The organism is Pseudomonas sp. LBUM1663, from assembly GCF_059695905.1.
Genome location: NZ_CP166792.1, coordinates 2,158,401 through 2,174,584, shown reverse-complemented (window position 1 = coordinate 2,174,584; position 16,184 = coordinate 2,158,401). Strand labels below are relative to the sequence as shown.

The following is a 16,184-nucleotide window of genomic DNA, read 5'->3' as shown; positions in this document are numbered from 1 at the left end:
CATCGCGGGCAAGCCCGCTCCCACAGGAATTTGCATTACTTTCAAATCCCTGCGTCGGCCTTCACCATTCAGCGTTGTTCGATTGGCACGAACTTGCGCTGTTCGACGCCGACGTACTCAGCGCTCGGGCGGATGATGCGGTTGTTGGCACGTTGTTCGAACACGTGCGCTGCCCAGCCGGTCAGGCGCGAGCAGACGAAAATTGGTGTGAACAACTTGGTCGGGATGCCCATGAAGTGGTACGTCGACGCATGGTAGAAGTCGGCGTTCGGGAACAGTTTCTTCTGCTCCCACATGGTTGCGTCGATGGCTTCGGAAACCGGGAACAACACGGTGTCGCCCACTTCGTCGGCGAGTTTTTTCGACCAGCCCTTGATCACTTCGTTGCGCGGATCGTTGTCTTTATAGATCGCGTGGCCGAAGCCCATGATCTTGTCCTTGCGCGCCAGCATGCCGAGGGTGCCCTCGACCGCCTCTTGCGGCGAGCTGAAGCGCTCGATCATTTCCATCGCCGCTTCGTTGGCGCCGCCATGCAGCGGACCACGCAGCGAGCCGATGGCGGCCGTGACGCAGGAATACATGTCCGACAGGGTCGAGGCGCAAACCCGTGCGGTGAACGTCGAGGCGTTGAACTCGTGCTCCGCGTAGAGGATCAGCGAAACGTTCATCACCTTGACGTGCAACTCGCTCGGCTTCTTGTCGTGCAACAGGTGCAGGAAGTGGCCGCCGATGGATTGTTCGTCGCTCACGCAGCTGATGCGTTTGCCGTCGTGGCTGAAGCGATACCAGTAGCACATGATCGCCGGGAACGCGGCCAGCAGGCGGTCGGTCACGTCGTGTTGTTCGGAGAAGTCTTTCTCCGGCTCGATGTTGCCCAGGAACGAGCAACCGGTGCGCATCACGTCCATCGGGTGGGCGTCGGCGGGGATGCGCTCCAGCACTTCTTTCAGCGCTTGCGGCAGGTCGCGCAGCTTGCCCAGTTTGCTGATGTAAGCGGCGAGTTGTGCTTTGGTCGGCAGTTCGCCGTAAAGCAGCAGGTAGGCGACTTCTTCGAATTGTGCGTCAGCCGCCAGTTCGCGAACGTCGTAGCCGCGATAGGTCAGGCCGGCGCCCGATTGGCCCACGGTGGACAGAGCGGTTTGCCCGGCAACCTGGCCACGGAGCCCGGCGCCACTGAGTACTTTTGCTTCGGCCATTGCTGTCTCCAGTTTTTGAATTTGTTAGGGAATCTGCAATTTCTACACGGTTATCTTGATTCTGTAGCAGCTGCCGACCAGCGCGAGGCTGCGTTCGGTTCGGGCCGCGTTCGGACGAAGCAGTGGTAAACCTGCACGCGATCGCCTGGCTTGGCCTGGCGAGTCCTTCGGCCTCGAACGCAGCCTCGCGCTGCTCGGCAGCTGCTACATAAACCTTTACTTCTTCGCAGCAAACAACGCATCGAGCTTCTGCTCGAAGGTGTGGTAGTCGATGCGATCGTAAAGCTCCATCCGGGTCTGCATGGTGTCGATGACGTTCTGTTGCGTGCCGTCGCGACGGATTGCGGTGTAGACGTTTTCCGCCGCCTTGTTCATGGCGCGGAAAGCGGACAGCGGGTACAGCACCAGCGACACATCGGCAGCGGCGAGTTGCTCGGTGGTGTACAGCGGCGTCGCGCCGAATTCGGTGATGTTGGCCAGGATCGGCGCTTTCACGCGGTTGGCGAACAGTTTGTACATGTCCAGTTCGGTGATGGCTTCCGGGAAGATCATGTCGGCGCCGGCCTCGATGCAGGCGGCGGCGCGATCCAGCGCGGATTCCAGGCCTTCCACCGCTAGGGCGTCGGTGCGGGCCATGATCACGAAGCTGTCATCGGTGCGCGCATCGACGGCGGCTTTGATCCGGTCGACCATTTCCTGCAGCGACACGATCTCTTTATTAGGACGGTGACCGCAACGCTTGGCGCCGACCTGGTCTTCGATGTGAATCGCCGCCGCGCCGAACTTGATCATCGACTTGACGGTGCGCGCGACGTTGAACGCCGAGGAACCGAAACCGGTGTCCACGTCCACCAGCAGCGGCAGGTCGCAGACGTCGGTAATGCGACGCACGTCGGTCAGCACGTCATCCAGGCCGGTGATGCCCAGGTCCGGCACGCCGAGGGAGCCGGCAGCCACCCCGCCACCCGACAGGTAAATAGCCTTGAAACCGGCGCGCTTGGCCAGCAGCGCGTGGTTGGCGTTGATCGCGCCGACCACTTGCAGCGGATGTTCGCTGGCGACCGCATCGCGGAAACGCTGGCCTGGAGTGCTCTTGTTGGAACTCATGACTCACCTCGTTCAGTGGCTGTCTGGTTAGCGCCGTCCTGGTAGTGACGGGCGATATTGCGTTTGGAGGCGCCGATGTGACGGCGCATCAACAACTCGGCTAACTCACCGTCACGGTCGGCGATGGCGTCGAGGATTCGGTGGTGTTCGGCAAAGGCCTGGTGCGGGCGATTGGGCGTGGTGGAAAACTGGATGCGGTACATGCGCACCAGCTGATAGAGCTCGCCGCAGAGCATTTGCGTCAGGGTGCGGTTGCCGCTGCCCTGGATGATCCGGTAGTGGAAGTCGAAGTCGCCTTCCTGCTGGTAATAGCCAACGCCGGCCTGAAACGCCTCATCGCGCTCGTGGGTTTCGAGGACCCGGCGCAGTTCGTCGATTTCTTCGACGGTCATGCGCTCGGCCGCCAGCCGACAGGCCATGCCTTCGAGGGATTCGCGAATTTCGTAGAGCTCCAGCAGCTCGGCATGGCTCAGCGAAACCACCCGCGCCCCGACATGCGGCACGCGGACCAGCAAGCGCTGGCCTTCCAGACGATGGATCGCCTCGCGCAGCGGTCCGCGGCTGATGCCATAGGTGCGGGCCAGCTCCGGCTCGGAGATCTTGCTGCCCGGGGCGATCTCGCCTTTGACGATGGCCGCCTGAATGCGGCGGAAGACGTTTTCGGAAAGCGTCTCCGACTCGTCTTGCGTTACCACCGGAGGATCGAGTTGATCCAGCATATTGTCGACACCTTGAAAGCCAATGCCGCAAAAACTAGCGAAAACAGGCGCAACAGTCAAAGGATAAATAGGTATTGTCGACAATCGTCTAATAACCGACTGCACCACAACCAAGCAGCCCTTCTGTTTATAGCCCCCCGCCAGCGCTGGCGCCATAAACCCACCGTGCTAGAATGCCGCCCGCATTTGTTTGTGACATCTGCACTGCTTGTCATAAATAGTTGATAGGCATACGAGGGAGCTTGCGCAGCGATGCCAGGGCCTTGAATCGAAGTACGGACCGCTGCGCACCAGGATTTATGAGACTCAAGCCCTTCCCGACATTCCTTTATCTTCTTTGCCTGCCCGGTTTCGCCGTGGCGGGGGAAAAGACCGTGTACGGCCTCAACGAGTACGCTTCCCTGGACGGCATCAACCTTGAAGTCGCCGCCAAACTCGACACCGGGGCGAAAACAGCGTCCTTGAGTGCCCGCGACATCAAACGCTTCAAACGCAATGGCGAGTCCTGGGTGCGCTTCTATTTGGCCATCGACGCTGCCCATTCGCACCCCATCGAACGGCCACTGGCCCGCGTCAGCAAGATCAAGCGTCGTGCCGGCGACTACGACCCGGATGAAGGCAAGAAGTACACCGCCCGTCCGGTGATCGAGCTGGATATCTGCATGGGTTCAGCTTTACGCAGCATCGAAGTGAACCTAACCGACCGTAGTGCCTTCCAATATCCGCTCCTGATTGGCTCCGAAGCGCTGAAACGCTTCGACGCGCTGGTCGACCCCAGTCTTAAATACGCTGCTGGCAAACCCGCCTGCGCCACCGACGCACATACCGCAGAGTAATTCCAATGCGCTCTCTTACCCTCCATCTGAAACTGCTGATCGCCATCCTGGTGGTGCTGGGCATTTCAGTTACGGCCTATCAGATTTTCGTGCTCGGCATTCCCGTGACCGAAGACGCCACCGACGACTTGTGGAACATCGACGCCAAGGTCGAGTTCGTCGCCAGTGCCAAAGACCCGGTCAAGATCCAGATGTTCGTGCCGCCGCTGAGCCGCGATTACGTCAGCCTCAACGAGAGTTTCATTTCCAATAACTACGGCGTGGCCGTGAACCGCGTCGACGGCAACCGCAAGGTCACCTGGTCGGCGCGCCGGGCCAAGGGCAATCAGACCCTTTATTACCGTCTGGTGCTGACCAAGCGTTACACCGGCGAAAAATCCAAGGTCAAGGGCCCGACCTTCCGCGACAGCATCGCCGTCGAAGGCGCGGAAAAAGTCGCCGCCGAAGCCCTGCTCGCGCCGATCCGCCAACACTCGGCCGACGTCGAAACCTTCATCGGCGAAGCCATCAAGCGTGTCAACAATCTCAACGATGACAACGTGAAGCTGTTGCTGGGCGGCGATCCGTCCCCCGGGCACAAGGCTAAAATCGTCGAGCTGGTCCTGTCCATCGCTCACGTGCCGGTGGAAAAGGTCCACACCATCCGCCTGGTGGCTGACCAGCCGCAACTGCCGGAACTCTGGCTGCGCAGCTTCAACGGCACCGATTGGCTGTATTTCAACCCGGAAACCGGCGAACAAGGCCTGCCGACCGACCGCCTGCTGTGGTGGACCGGCGACGAAAACCTGATCACCGTCGATGGCGGCAAGAAAGCCAACGTGACGTTCAGCCTGAACAACAGCGAAATGAACGCGATTCGCCTGGCCAAGCTGACCGACGAAAACACCGACGCCAACTTCCTCGAATACTCGCTGTACGGTTTGCCGCTGCAAACCCAGCAGACCTTCATGATCATGGTGATGATCCCGATCGGCGTGCTGGTGATCCTGATCCTGCGCAACCTGATCGGCTTGCAGACCCTCGGCACGTTCACCCCGGTGCTGATCGCCCTGGCCTTCCGCGAGACCCAGCTCGGCTTCGGGATCGTGCTGTTCACGATCATCACGGCGCTGGGACTTTCGCTGCGATCCTACCTTGAACACTTGAAGTTGCAGATGCTGCCGAGGCTGTCGGTGGTGCTGACCTTTGTGGTGGTGCTGATCGCGGCGATCAGCCTGTTCAGCCATAAACTCGGCCTGGAACGCGGGCTGTCGGTGGCGCTGTTCCCGATGGTGATTCTGACCATGACCATCGAACGCCTGTCGATTACCTGGGAAGAACGCGGTTCCGGGCATGCAATGAAAGTGGCAATCGGTACGCTGTTTGCCGCCTCCCTGGCGCACCTGATCATGAGCGTGCCGGAGCTGGTGTACTTCGTGTTCACCTTCCCGGCGATCCTGCTGATCCTGGTGGGCTTCATGCTGGCGATGGGGCGTTATCGCGGTTACCGCCTGACCGAACTGGTGCGCTTCAAGGCTTTCCTGAAGAAGGCTGACGCCTGATGTTCGGCTTCTGGAAGACCTGGAAGGCCCTGGAAGCCCGGGGCATCATGGGGATCAATCGGCGTAACGCGGACTACGTGCTCAAGTACAACAAGCGCAGCCTGTACCCGATTGTCGATGACAAGATCATCACCAAGGAGCGCGCGATCGCCGCTGGCATTCATGTGCCCGAGCTGTACGGCGTGATCTCCACCGAGAAGGAAATCGATAACCTCGACAAGATCATCGGCGGGCGCACCGACTTCGTGATCAAGCCGGCCCAAGGCGCGGGCGGCGACGGCATCATTGTGGTTGCCGACCGTTTCGAGGGCCGCTATCGCACGGTGTCCGGCAAGATCATCAGCCATGAGGAGATCGAGCACCATGTCTCTAGCATCCTCACCGGCCTGTATTCCCTTGGCGGTCACCGTGACCGCGCACTGATTGAATACCGCGTGATCCCGGACCAGATCTTCAAAAGCATCAGCTACGAAGGCGTCCCGGACATTCGCATCATCGTGTTGATGGGCTACCCGGTGATGGCGATGTTGCGCCTGCCGACGCGCCAGTCCGGCGGCAAGGCCAACCTGCACCAGGGCGCCATCGGCGTCGGTGTCGACCTCGCGACCGGGCAGACCCTGCGCGGTACCTGGCTGAACAACATCATCACCAAACACCCGGACACCACCAACGCGGTAGACGGCGTGCAACTGCCCTACTGGGACGGTTTCATGAAACTCGCTGCCGGCTGTTATGAGCTGTGCGGGCTGGGCTACATCGGTGTCGACATGGTGCTCGACCAGGAAAAGGGCCCGCTGATTCTTGAGCTCAATGCCCGGCCCGGGTTGAATATCCAGATTGCCAACGATTGCGGCCTGACGCTGCGCACCCATGCGGTTGAAGCGCGGCTGGAAGAATTGAAGGCGCGCGGGGTTACCGAGACGGTGCGCGAGCGGGTGGATTTTGTTCAAGAGATGTTTGGGCATATTCCTGCGGTTGAAGGCTGATCCTTTGTGGCGAGGGAGCTTGCTCCCGCTCGGCTGCGAAGCAGTCGTAAACCGGCTGATGCGATCTGCCTGATACTCCCGAGGTGAATGATCTGGGGGCTGCTTCGCACCCCAACGGGAGCAAGCTCCCTCGCCACAGGTTTCGTGTTGCCGCTGCTAATCGGTCAGTTCCCGACATCCCCTCTAGGAGCAAATCCTGCAGAGGACTACAATCGCCACCCCGCCTCGATGGCTGATCTGCCCCGCCCATGTTGACCTGTTCCGTACACCCGCTGCCCTATCGCGCCAACCCCGCCGAGTACTTCGCGGCGATTCGTCATGCCCCCGGCGCCGTGCTGCTCGACAGCGGCCGGCCCACCGCTGATCGCGGGCGTTATGACCTGCTCAGCGCCTGGCCGCTGGAGCAAATAGCGGTATTGCCTGACGAAAGTGGCAGCGATTTCCTGCAACGCCTTCGCGACAATCTGGCACGACTGGGTGAAGCGGCTGTCCCCGATGAACTGCCGTTCGCCGGCGGCCTGATCGGTTACCTGAGTTACGACTTCGGACGGCATCTTGAACACCTGCCGAGCCAGGCGCAGGACGACCTGCAATTACCGGATGCGCGTTTCGGGCTGTACGACTGGGCACTGATCAGCGACCACCACCAGGCCACCAGTCAATTGGTGTTCCACCCGACACTGATCGACAGCGAGCGCCAGCGCCTGATCGCCTTGTTCAGCCAGGCGCCGACTGCACCGATCGAGCCGTTCAAACTGAAAGCGCCGATGAAGGCCGACCTGAGCGCCGATGAATACCGTCACGCCCTGGAACGCATTCAGCAATACATCCAGGCCGGCGATTGTTACCAGGTCAACTTCGCCCAGCGCTTTCGTGCGCAATGTGTTGGTGATCCGTGGGCCGCGTATGTCGCGCTGCGGGCCGCGTGCCCGACACCGTTTTCCGGTTTCCAGAGCTTGCCCGACGGCGGCGCGGTGTTGAGCCTGTCCCCTGAGCGCTTCGTCAAAGTCAGTGAACGTCATGTGGAAACCCGCCCGATCAAAGGCACCCGCCCGCGCGGCCTGACGGCTGCCGAAGACGCTGCGAACGCCGCCGAACTGCTGGCCAGCCCCAAGGACCGTGCGGAGAACCTGATGATCGTCGACCTGCTGCGCAACGACCTCGGCCGCACCTGCCGCATCGGCTCGGTGCGGGTGCCGGAGTTGTTCAGTCTGGAAAGCTATCCGAATGTGCATCACCTGGTGAGCAGCGTGACCGGCGAACTGGCGGATGACCGGGATGCCCTGGACCTGATCGCCGGCAGTTTCCCGGGTGGATCGATCACCGGTGCACCGAAGATTCGTGCCATGCAGATTATCGACGAGCTGGAGCCGACCCGACGTGGGTTGTATTGCGGTTCGTTGCTGTACCTGGACGTGCGCGGCGAGATGGACAGCTCCATCGCGATTCGCAGCTTGCTGGTCAAGGATGGGCAGGTGTGCTGCTGGGGCGGCGGCGGGATTGTCGCGGACTCGGAGTGGCAGGCCGAGTATCAGGAGTCGATTACCAAGGTTAAGGTCCTTCTCGACACCCTGCAAAACCTTTGATTCCGGGCGTTTGTGGCGAGGGAGCTTGCTCCCGCTGGGGTGCGAAGCGCCGCCAAAATCTTTGCGACTGCTGCGCAGCCGAGCGGGACGGTGCGGCGATCCGACAAGCTCCCTCGCCACAGGTTGTTCTTACAGACTTAGGGCGCGGTTGGAAGCCTTGATGAACTCCTGCTTCAAATCCTCAAAGGTGTGCACCGCCGGAAATTGCGGAAACTCGCGAATCACGTTATCCGGCGCATGAAACAGAATCCCCGCGTCCGCCTCACCCAGCATCGTGGTGTCGTTGTAGGAATCCCCCGCCGCAATCACCCGGTAGTACAGACTCTTGAACGCCAGAACCGACTGCCGCTTCGGATCTTTCTGACGCAACTGATAGCTCGTCACCCGTCCCGAATCGTCGGTAATCAGGCGATGGCACAGCAGTGTCGGGAAGCCCAGTTGACGCATCAGCGGCTGGGAAAACTCGTAGAACGTGTCCGACAGAATCACCACCTGAAACCGCTCACGCAGCCAGTTGACGAACTCGATGGCACCGTCCAGCGGCTTCAGCGTGGCGATCACTTCCTGAATATCAGTGAGTTTCAAGCCGTGCTCGTCGAGAATCCGCAGGCGCTGCTTCATCAGCACGTCGTAGTCGGGAATGTCCCGGGTGGTCGCCCTCAGGGATTCAATACCGGTTTTTTCAGCGAACGCGATCCAGATTTCCGGGACCAGCACACCTTCGAGATCCAGACAGGCAATTTCCACAAGACACTCCCATTTGTATTGATTATTGAGTCGAGCGAGTAAAAGGACTGCCGAACTCTAGCGACTCAGGCTGCCCCGCGCAACGCACAGGGCGCGCCCGCCGCTGCAGGATTTTGTTACCATCAGCCCTATATAGAGCGCCCAGCGCCACCGACCTGTAGGAAGCCGCCCTGATGAGCCCATCGTTCGATGTCGTGGAACTCGCCACGACCTATGCCAACAAATCCGCCCAGGACATCCTGAAACTCGCGTTTGCCGAGTTTGGCGATGACCTGTGGATATCTTTCAGCGGCGCCGAAGACGTGGTGCTCGTGGACATGGCCTGGAAGCTGAACAAGAACGTCAAAGTGTTCAGCCTCGACACCGGACGCCTGCACCCGGAGACCTACCGTTTCATCGATCAGGTGCGCGAGCACTACAAGATCGACATCGAGCTTGTGTCGCCGGACTACACGAAACTGGAACCGTTCGTGAAGGAAAAAGGCCTGTTCAGTTTCTACAAGGACGGCCATGGCGAGTGCTGCGGCATCCGCAAGATCGAACCGCTGCGACGCAAGCTGTCGGGCGTGAGCGCCTGGGCCACCGGCCAGCGCCGGGACCAGAGCCCGGGCACCCGCAGCGCCGTCGCGGTGATGGAGATCGACACCGCGTTTTCCACCCCGGAACGCACCCTCTACAAATTCAACCCGCTGGCGCAGATGACCAGCGAAGAGATCTGGGGCTACATCCGCATGCTCGAACTGCCGTATAACAGCCTGCACGAGCGCGGCTTCATCAGCATTGGCTGCGAACCGTGCACCCGCCCGGTGCTGCCGAACCAGCATGAACGTGAAGGCCGTTGGTGGTGGGAAGAGGCGACGCAGAAAGAATGCGGGCTGCATGCGGGGAATATCATCAGCAAGTCCAAGGCATAACCTCCAGCCTTGCGGAGATCCAAATGTGGGAGCGAGCTTGCTCGCGATTGCGGTAGATCAGTCGACATCTATGTCGGATGTAACTCAGTCATCGCGAGCAAGCTCGCTCCCACAGGTTTGATGTACGACTTTATAAATGTGTACACACGAATGTCACCGTAGGTGCCATTTATGTGTGCACTTTTAGTTTCATCGCCCCAAAAGGTTACATCCTTCTCTCCTGACTTCCCCAGTCGCGATTTCCCACGACCCGTACCGAAAAATAACTACCTGTTCAATCGGTCAATTTATATCGCCCTTTATTCAGTCACTTATCGTTTCCATCTAACAAAACGAAATTAACAACGACTTCCATAGCCCCGTAACTGGCATGGATCTGGCTTAAGTGCAGACATGTTTTGTATACAATAACTTCAAAACATACACGCACTTTAGATCCGCAAGCCTGAAGCGCCCTATCCCGTACAGGCTGCAGATGCCCCGTAACCAATGATGCTTATTGCCCGCGACGAAGATTTGTCGAGCCAACGCTCATGCACAGTCATCGCGACGCCAAGCTCGGAGCCTGCCGGAATGCGTACTAGCCTCTCCAATAACAACATCGCGCTGGATCTGCCCTCCTTTCCACCCACCGCTCAAGATCAAACTTTTCAAGAACCCGTGGTGCTCAGCCCTCGCTTGCACAACAAGGATCTCGCGCCGACCAAGGCCGAAGGCCGACGCTGGGGCCGCTACAGCATCTTCGCCCTGAAATGGTACGGCGCTATGAAGCGTTCGCCGGGCCGGTGATTCTGCTGACCGTCGCCGCCCTCGCCGCCTGGATGTACACCCAGGCCAACGCAACCATCGCCTGGTCGATCCGCGAGCCACTGACCGGTGGTGAGATGTGGCGCAATATTTTTGCCGGCGGCGCATTGTGGCTGGCGATCTACGGGACGTTGATCCTCAACTTCTGCGACTTCGCCCGTTCATCGCCGTGCCGCAAAACCATCAAGGTCGGAAATTTCTGGGGCCTGCCGGTGAATATTCTGGTATTCGCGGCCATCACCGTCCTGCTCTGTGGTGCGCAATTTCAGATCAATGGCCGGATCATCGAAAGCCCGACTGAAATCATCGCCTCAATCCTCAATCCCCAATACCTTCTTCCTGGTGCTCGGCTGCCTGGCGTTCCTGATCGTCACCGTGGCGGTGAACATCATGGCCAACTTCGTCGCCCCGGCCTTCGTGCTCAGCAACCTGGCGCCCAAGTACCTGACCTTCCGCCGCGCCGGCCTGATCAGCGCGACCATCGCGGTGCTGATCCTGCCGTGGAACCTCTACAACAGCCCGCTGGTGATCGTGTATTTCCTGTCAGGCCTCCGCGCCCTGCTCGGCCCGTTGTACGGCGTGATCATGGTCGACTACTGGCTTGTACGAAAAGGCCAGGTCAACGTGCCTCAGTTGTACAGCGAAGACCCCAGCGGCGCTTATTACTACAGCCGCGGGGTCAATTTACGCGCCGTAGCGGCGTTCATTCCTGCCGCGTTGATCGCCATCGTCCTGGCGCTGGCGCCGGGTTTCCACCTCGTTTCACCGTTCTCGTGGCTGGTTGGCGCCGGGATCGCCGCAATGCTCTACCTGATCATCGCCAAGCGACAGCCCCATTACGCCGACGTCAGCGGTGAAAGCATCGCGGTCGACAACGTCTGCCACTAATCCACTGGCGGCCCGGCAGCGTCGGGCCGCAGAACCACCCTGCAATAAGGACTGCTCATGCGAATTCTCGTGGTCAACGTCAACACCACCGAATCCATCACCCAGGCCATCGCCCGTTCCGCCCAGGCGGTGGCCGCGCCGGGAACGGAAATCGTCGGCCTGACGCCCTACTTCGGCGCCGACTCCATCGAAGGCAATTTCTAAAGCTACCTGGCCGCCATTGCCGTAATGGACCGGGTCATGGCCTACGACCAGCCCTTCGATGCCGTGATCCAGGCCGGTTACGGCGAACACGGTCGCGAAGGCTTGCAGGAATTGCTCAATGTTCCGGTGGTGGACATCACCGATGCAGCGGCCAGTACGGCGATGTTCCTGGGCCATGCCTATTCGGTGGTCACCACCCTGGACCGCACCGTGCCCCTGATCGAGGACCGGCTGAAACTGTCGGGGCTGTGGGACCGCTGCGCGTCGGTGCGGGCCAGTGGCCTGGCAGTGCTGGAACTGGAATCCGATCCGCAGCGGGCACTGGAGGCGATTGTCCGTCAGGCGGAACTGGCGGTGCAGGAAGACAAGGCTGAAGTGATTTGCCTGGGCTGCGGCGGCATGGCCGGGCTGAATGAACAGATTCGCCAGCGCACCGGGGTTCCGGTGGTGGATGGCGTGACGGCGGCGGTGACCATTGCCGAATCGCTGGTGCGGTTGGGATTGTCCACTTCCAAGGTGCGGACATATGCGACGCCGCGACCGAAGAACATTATTGGTTGGCCGGGGCGATTCGGGCGCTGAGTTTACAAAGGTAAACCGAGTCGTCCCCATCGCGCGCAAGCCACGCTCCCACAGGTTTTGCGTTGTTCACATCACCGTGGAACGACGCAAACTCTGTGGGAGCGTGGCTTGCCCGCGATGGGGACGACTCGGTATCAAGCCAAACTCAAACCGCACTGAACCGCTGCCCCAACCCCTGCTCCGCAAACTGCTCAATGATGAAATCCACAAACGCCCGGGTCTTGCCCGGCAGCAGTTTGTGCTCCGCGTAATAGATAGAAATGTTTCCGTCGTCGACATACCAGTCCGGCAACACTCGTTGCAACGTCTCGGCCTGCAGATACCCCGCCGCAAACGGCATGCTCACCAACGCGATGCCCAACCCCTGGGCCGCTGTCGCACACGCCGCTTCCGAATCACTCATGGTCATACGCGCCTTGAGCGTCAGCGGGTTGTGTTGCTGATTACGACTGGTCAATTGCCAGGAACGCACCCGACCGGTTTGTGGGGAACGGATCAGGATGCCGTCGTGGTCCTTGAGTTGATCGGGCTCGACGATCGCAGGCCGCGCCGCCAGATACCCGGCTGACGCCACCAGCACCCGATGCGCCGGCGTCAGCTTTCGCGCCACCACGCCTTGCGGCAGCTCGAATCCCCCACCAATCGCCGCATCGAAACCCTGAGCGATCAAGTCGACCTGACGATTATCGAAATGCCAGTCCGGGTTGATCGCCGGAAAACGCCGCAGAAACTCGCCCAGCAAGGGCACGATATACAAACGCCCAAACACCGTGCCCATGCTGACTTTCAGTGTTCCTGCCGGCCGACCCTCGGCGCTGGCGAGGTTGGCCACCGCATTCTGGATTGTGTGCAAGCTGGAACTGACTTCGCCGAGAAACAGATGACCGGCCTCGGTCAACGTCAGGCTGCGCGTGCTGCGCTGGAACAGCCGCACACCCAGTCGGGCCTCAAGCTTTGCAACACTTTTGCCCACCGCTGCCGGGGTCAGGCTCAAGCGTCGCGCGGCTTCGGCGAAGCTGCCAACCTCGGCGCCACGCACGAAGCATTCGATACTGCTGAAGGTTTCCATAGGCGCCACTATAAACTTCTGGTTTACACAGACTATCGCAATTGCCGTCTACACAGCCTTCAGTGGTCACTAGAAAATAAAATGAAGTCATTAGTTTTTAAAACGGGTAAGCATGCCCTTCCCATTCGCAACAGGCAGCCATCGGCCAGAACCAGTCGTTCGACAATAGCTGCTACGTACCAAAGGAGGTCTATTTTGCATGCCAGCGGTTGAACGCCCGCCGTCCCCGCAGCACACCCCATGTCAGGACAGGTTCTCCACCGTAAGCCTATTGCTCGGTGAAAACCACGTCCAAATGCACAGTTCGATTGTACTTTTTAATGCGAAGGACTTATTGAGCTCAAGCTATCAATATCGCGGTCGAAAAAGAACTGTTTATTTCTATAGGAAAAGGTTTGATATGGATTTTTCGTTAGTTTGCGAGATGATTGGTTATACACTCTTCGCGATATTAGGCATTTTTGGCCTTTATATCTTGTTTTGCTGGCTATACGTTTCTGGAAGCCGTAAGTATCTAAGACGGCTGGATGATATTGGCTGGAAAAAAGTCGACTATGTCTGGATAGCTATAGGCTCGATGGGGCTAATGCTCCAATTCATTCAGATTGGCTTGGATTCTAAAATGGCTAGCTTAAGCATGGAAGAAAGGTTCGGTCGGCTTGATGCTCAGAATCTAAACATTGCCGCGTCGGAGCTAAGCGGTTCGTCAATTTGCCTGCAAACATCTCCCGCTGACAATGATGAAAATTCCAATGATTTAGCTGCGGAGCTAGCGGGTGCTTGCAAGAAGTTTCAAATAATTCGTCCCGCCAAACCCAGAAGCACTGTAGTAGATTCGAGTATTATTATGCATTTTGAAATAGTGAACATAGATGCTGAAAAAATAAAAAGTCAGGTTCTTGCTGCAAAGATGAAAAATTTTAAACAAGCATTTACTCAATATGAAAATCAGGCGCAATCAATTCAGGATATTAGAAGCCTTGCCAGCAAATATAAAAACTATTTCCTTTTTCTTAAGATTCTGTCAACTCTCTCACTGATTGTGGCAATTGCCCTTAGGCTAGCAAAGGTGACTGGAGAAATTAGATTAAAAACACACCCTATCGGAAGTAAAGTGTCCGAAACGATACCCAAGAATGAATTGAAAGAAAAATTAGAGAGCTCGGTCACCTTACCTCAAGCGGCCAAGCCAGAGGACAATACATAATTACGAATAATGGAGGGGATTTATTTACTGCGCTGAAAATAGATCCGCCCCCATTCCTCATCGTGGTCGAGCGAAACGGAGGCCTCCCTACGCCGAGACGCAATCCTACGTCGCCCACTTGCAGTCCTTAACCGAACGCTATTTGTAACCATCGTTAGTCCTGTAGGGCGCATAACCCGGAAAGGTAATACGCTGGCCGCAATCGACGAGTCAGGACGCTCACTGTCGGCAATGACTTGGGGCTTGAAGGATTTGGAATTGGAACGGCGTGTGGCTGCATGAATACCCGCTTAAAAGACTAGAACTGGTGCCCACTTAAATTTAGCGCACGCCATGTCTTGGCTTTGCGGGTTTGAGTAGATGTTTAGCCGGACGGCTACTCCGGCTTGATATCGATGAAAATTGTTTCATCGGCGGTGACTACCGTCCGAGAATAATACAAGCGGCGGCTGGCCCACTGATACTCGAGCTCTACTTCCCAAGTTTGCGCGCTGAGATTGCGGAAGATTGGAAACATCGAAGAAATTCCATCCAGCAGGATATTATGAACGTTCGAGCTAGTGCATCAGTTAACCCTTACGACATGGCAAACGTGATGAACCCTGTCGTAAGGGTGGTCAAGGTCAGCCCGAGCAAAAACACCCATCGGTGATTCGCTCCAGTTGATAATTGCGTTTAGCCATACGTATCCGCAGCGCCCATAAGCAATCAGGCACGTCGTCAAACAAACGTTGATCGCCAGAAGGTTTGCCGAATCACGTCCTCCTGCCGGACATTGATCACACACGAAGTATTCCGGCTACGGTAGCCCCCCACCATGGCCCCGGACGAGGTGAAGATATGGACAGAGATCTCATCATCGAGATGGATGTTTCGCTCGGTAATCATCGCATCGCCTCACCATCGCAACTGATGGTTACCGACCATGCTCATTCGCAAAGTCTGCTGCCGCTCGCAGCTCTTCGTTCGCCTGGCTGAGCAACTCTTTAGCTCGCTCGGCATGGCCCCCCAGCCGGGAATTATTGTCGCGCTGGGCCTCCCCCACCATTCGCCATGCCTGAACGATGTGCTCTTGAGCCGACCGCAAATTGCCGTGGCGATCGCCGATATCCACTGAGGGTTGATCGGCCTGGCTTGCACACCCGAAGATCAGACCGATGCAAAGAACGCTGCCAACAAGCAACCATTTTCTGGTCATTGCGAATTCCTCTATTGATTGGAAAAAGGGTCTTTCATCTGGTCAGGTGAAGCGTAGGCTCAGCCGGCAAAATCGGTGGGCTGCGAACCAGAAAAAACAGATATTCGGCGTCAGGTTGCGCAACATGCGTGCAATGCGGCCCGTCGATCACTGCACAGGCGCGGCTCGCGGGTTGCCAACCTTTGTTCATTGCACCTATTTTTCATCTCACACTTACGCAATAGCGTAGATGAGGAAGGAGTCTCGAAATACGAACCCGGCGATGGGCTTGATGTGTCATGCACGCTTTACATTCCGAAGGCGATGTTGCGAAAGACGTGAGAGAAAGCGTTCGTGATGTAGACAAAGATGTCGATCGCGACGGAAAAGATATCGATAAAGAGGCAAAAAATTAGACGAAGAGCGGCATTTCGGCTTCTCGACAAGGAAGCGAAGAAACACCTCTGACTGTTAAGGCAATGGTTATCAAAAAGTGCTGTTCATCGGTTGGTGGGTGCTTTCATGGATCCAAGTGCTTGCGCAACTTACGAGCTGTTCTACACTGCGAAAATTGCGCGCGGAACCTCGAAGCTACGCGGGCCTTGGCCTGGCGCGGTG

The 16,184-nt window shown here is 58.0% G+C and carries 13 protein-coding genes and 2 pseudogenes; 9 read left to right on the top strand and 6 right to left on the bottom strand.

The window, feature by feature from the left end:
• Positions 1-68: 68 nt before the first annotated feature.
• The 3 genes from prpC to ACA075_RS09865 form a co-directional block, all read right to left on the bottom strand.
• Positions 69-1,196, bottom strand: a complete 1,128-nt coding sequence (prpC, locus tag ACA075_RS09875) for a bifunctional 2-methylcitrate synthase/citrate synthase (RefSeq protein WP_219096370.1) — start codon at positions 1,194-1,196, stop codon at positions 69-71.
• A gap of 216 nt (positions 1,197-1,412) precedes the next feature.
• Positions 1,413-2,303, bottom strand: a complete 891-nt coding sequence (prpB, locus tag ACA075_RS09870) for a methylisocitrate lyase (protein ID WP_010456549.1) — start codon at positions 2,301-2,303, stop codon at positions 1,413-1,415.
• Positions 2,300-3,022 carry a GntR family transcriptional regulator gene (locus ACA075_RS09865; protein WP_010456551.1) on the bottom strand — a complete coding sequence of 241 codons (723 nt, stop codon included), beginning with the start codon at positions 3,020-3,022 and terminating at the stop codon, positions 2,300-2,302. The genes prpB and ACA075_RS09865 overlap by 4 nt, the downstream gene beginning before the upstream one ends.
• A gap of 299 nt (positions 3,023-3,321) precedes the next feature.
• Here ACA075_RS09865 and rloA point away from each other — a divergent pair, with 299 nt between their 5' ends.
• The 4 genes from rloA (at position 3,322) to pabB (ending at position 7,971) form a co-directional block, all read left to right on the top strand.
• The gene (gene rloA / locus ACA075_RS09860; protein WP_497298294.1) at positions 3,322-3,858 is read left to right on the top strand and encodes a retropepsin-like aspartic peptidase RloA; all 537 of its coding nucleotides are present in this window, start codon (positions 3,322-3,324) and stop codon (positions 3,856-3,858) included.
• Between the two features lie 5 nt (positions 3,859-3,863).
• Positions 3,864-5,399: an osmotic stress tolerance membrane protein RloB gene (gene rloB / locus ACA075_RS09855; RefSeq protein ID WP_497298293.1), complete on the top strand. Its 1,536-nt coding sequence runs from the start codon at positions 3,864-3,866 to the stop codon at positions 5,397-5,399.
• Positions 5,399-6,385 (top strand): alpha-L-glutamate ligase-like protein, encoded by a 987-nt coding sequence (locus tag ACA075_RS09850; RefSeq protein ID WP_497298292.1) that lies wholly within the window; start codon positions 5,399-5,401, stop codon positions 6,383-6,385. The genes rloB and ACA075_RS09850 overlap by 1 nt, the downstream gene beginning before the upstream one ends.
• Positions 6,386-6,633: 248 nt before the next feature.
• A complete protein-coding gene (gene pabB / locus ACA075_RS09845) occupies positions 6,634-7,971 on the top strand; it encodes an aminodeoxychorismate synthase component I (protein ID WP_497298291.1) in 1,338 nt (445 codons plus the stop codon).
• Positions 7,972-8,100: 129 nt separating this feature from the next.
• Here pabB and thrH read toward each other — a convergent pair whose 3' ends face one another.
• A complete protein-coding gene (thrH, locus tag ACA075_RS09840; RefSeq protein ID WP_033055708.1) occupies positions 8,101-8,718 on the bottom strand; it encodes a bifunctional phosphoserine phosphatase/homoserine phosphotransferase ThrH in 618 nt (205 codons plus the stop codon).
• A 173-nt stretch (positions 8,719-8,891) separates the two neighbouring features.
• Between thrH and ACA075_RS09835 the strand changes: the two genes are divergently transcribed.
• The 4 genes and pseudogenes from ACA075_RS09835 to ACA075_RS09820 all read left to right on the top strand — a co-directional run bounded on the left by ACA075_RS09835 (position 8,892) and on the right by ACA075_RS09820 (position 12,113).
• Positions 8,892-9,632: a phosphoadenylyl-sulfate reductase gene (locus tag ACA075_RS09835; protein WP_010456562.1), complete on the top strand. Its 741-nt coding sequence runs from the start codon at positions 8,892-8,894 to the stop codon at positions 9,630-9,632.
• A 573-nt stretch (positions 9,633-10,205) separates the two neighbouring features.
• The gene (locus tag ACA075_RS09830) at positions 10,206-10,421 is read left to right on the top strand and encodes a hypothetical protein (protein WP_497298290.1); all 216 of its coding nucleotides are present in this window, start codon (positions 10,206-10,208) and stop codon (positions 10,419-10,421) included.
• Positions 10,382-11,327 (top strand): annotated as a pseudogene (locus ACA075_RS09825) (cytosine permease); the annotation flags it as partial. The gene ACA075_RS09830 and the pseudogene ACA075_RS09825, both read left to right, overlap by 40 nt.
• A gap of 57 nt (positions 11,328-11,384) precedes the next feature.
• Positions 11,385-12,113: pseudogene (locus ACA075_RS09820) on the top strand (aspartate/glutamate racemase family protein).
• A gap of 145 nt (positions 12,114-12,258) precedes the next feature.
• Here ACA075_RS09820 and ACA075_RS09815 read toward each other — a convergent pair.
• Complete coding sequence (locus tag ACA075_RS09815) at positions 12,259-13,182, bottom strand: LysR family transcriptional regulator (RefSeq protein ID WP_497298289.1); 924 nt, start codon at positions 13,180-13,182, stop codon at positions 12,259-12,261.
• Between the two features lie 199 nt (positions 13,183-13,381).
• Between ACA075_RS09815 and ACA075_RS09810 the strand changes: the two genes are divergently transcribed.
• Entirely contained in the window at positions 13,382-14,389 is a 1,008-nt protein-coding gene (locus ACA075_RS09810) for a hypothetical protein (protein ID WP_497298288.1), read from the top strand.
• Between the two features lie 916 nt (positions 14,390-15,305).
• On the opposite strand, the gene ACA075_RS09805 is transcribed toward ACA075_RS09810, so the two are convergent.
• Entirely contained in the window at positions 15,306-15,587 is a 282-nt protein-coding gene (locus tag ACA075_RS09805) for a hypothetical protein (RefSeq protein WP_497298287.1), read from the bottom strand.
• Positions 15,588-16,184: the final 597 nt, after the last annotated feature.

What these genes read in the sequence shown, in the direction of transcription:
- prpC (WP_219096370.1), bottom strand. Translation starts at nt 1,196, where the DNA reads ATGGCCGAAGCAAAAGTACTCAGTGGCGCCGGGCTCCGTGGCCAGGTT.
- ACA075_RS09810 (WP_497298288.1), top strand. Translation starts at nt 13,382, where the DNA reads ATGCCAGCGGTTGAACGCCCGCCGTCCCCGCAGCACACCCCATGTCAG.
- ACA075_RS09835 (WP_010456562.1), top strand. Translation starts at nt 8,892, where the DNA reads ATGAGCCCATCGTTCGATGTCGTGGAACTCGCCACGACCTATGCCAAC.
- pabB (WP_497298291.1), top strand. Translation starts at nt 6,634, where the DNA reads ATGTTGACCTGTTCCGTACACCCGCTGCCCTATCGCGCCAACCCCGCC.
- ACA075_RS09865 (WP_010456551.1), bottom strand. Translation starts at nt 3,022, where the DNA reads ATGCTGGATCAACTCGATCCTCCGGTGGTAACGCAAGACGAGTCGGAG.
- rloA (WP_497298294.1), top strand. Translation starts at nt 3,322, where the DNA reads ATGAGACTCAAGCCCTTCCCGACATTCCTTTATCTTCTTTGCCTGCCC.
- ACA075_RS09815 (WP_497298289.1), bottom strand. Translation starts at nt 13,182, where the DNA reads ATGGAAACCTTCAGCAGTATCGAATGCTTCGTGCGTGGCGCCGAGGTT.
- ACA075_RS09805 (WP_497298287.1), bottom strand. Translation starts at nt 15,587, where the DNA reads ATGACCAGAAAATGGTTGCTTGTTGGCAGCGTTCTTTGCATCGGTCTG.
- prpB (WP_010456549.1), bottom strand. Translation starts at nt 2,303, where the DNA reads ATGAGTTCCAACAAGAGCACTCCAGGCCAGCGTTTCCGCGATGCGGTC.
- rloB (WP_497298293.1), top strand. Translation starts at nt 3,864, where the DNA reads ATGCGCTCTCTTACCCTCCATCTGAAACTGCTGATCGCCATCCTGGTG.
- ACA075_RS09830 (WP_497298290.1), top strand. Translation starts at nt 10,206, where the DNA reads ATGCGTACTAGCCTCTCCAATAACAACATCGCGCTGGATCTGCCCTCC.
- ACA075_RS09850 (WP_497298292.1), top strand. Translation starts at nt 5,399, where the DNA reads ATGTTCGGCTTCTGGAAGACCTGGAAGGCCCTGGAAGCCCGGGGCATC.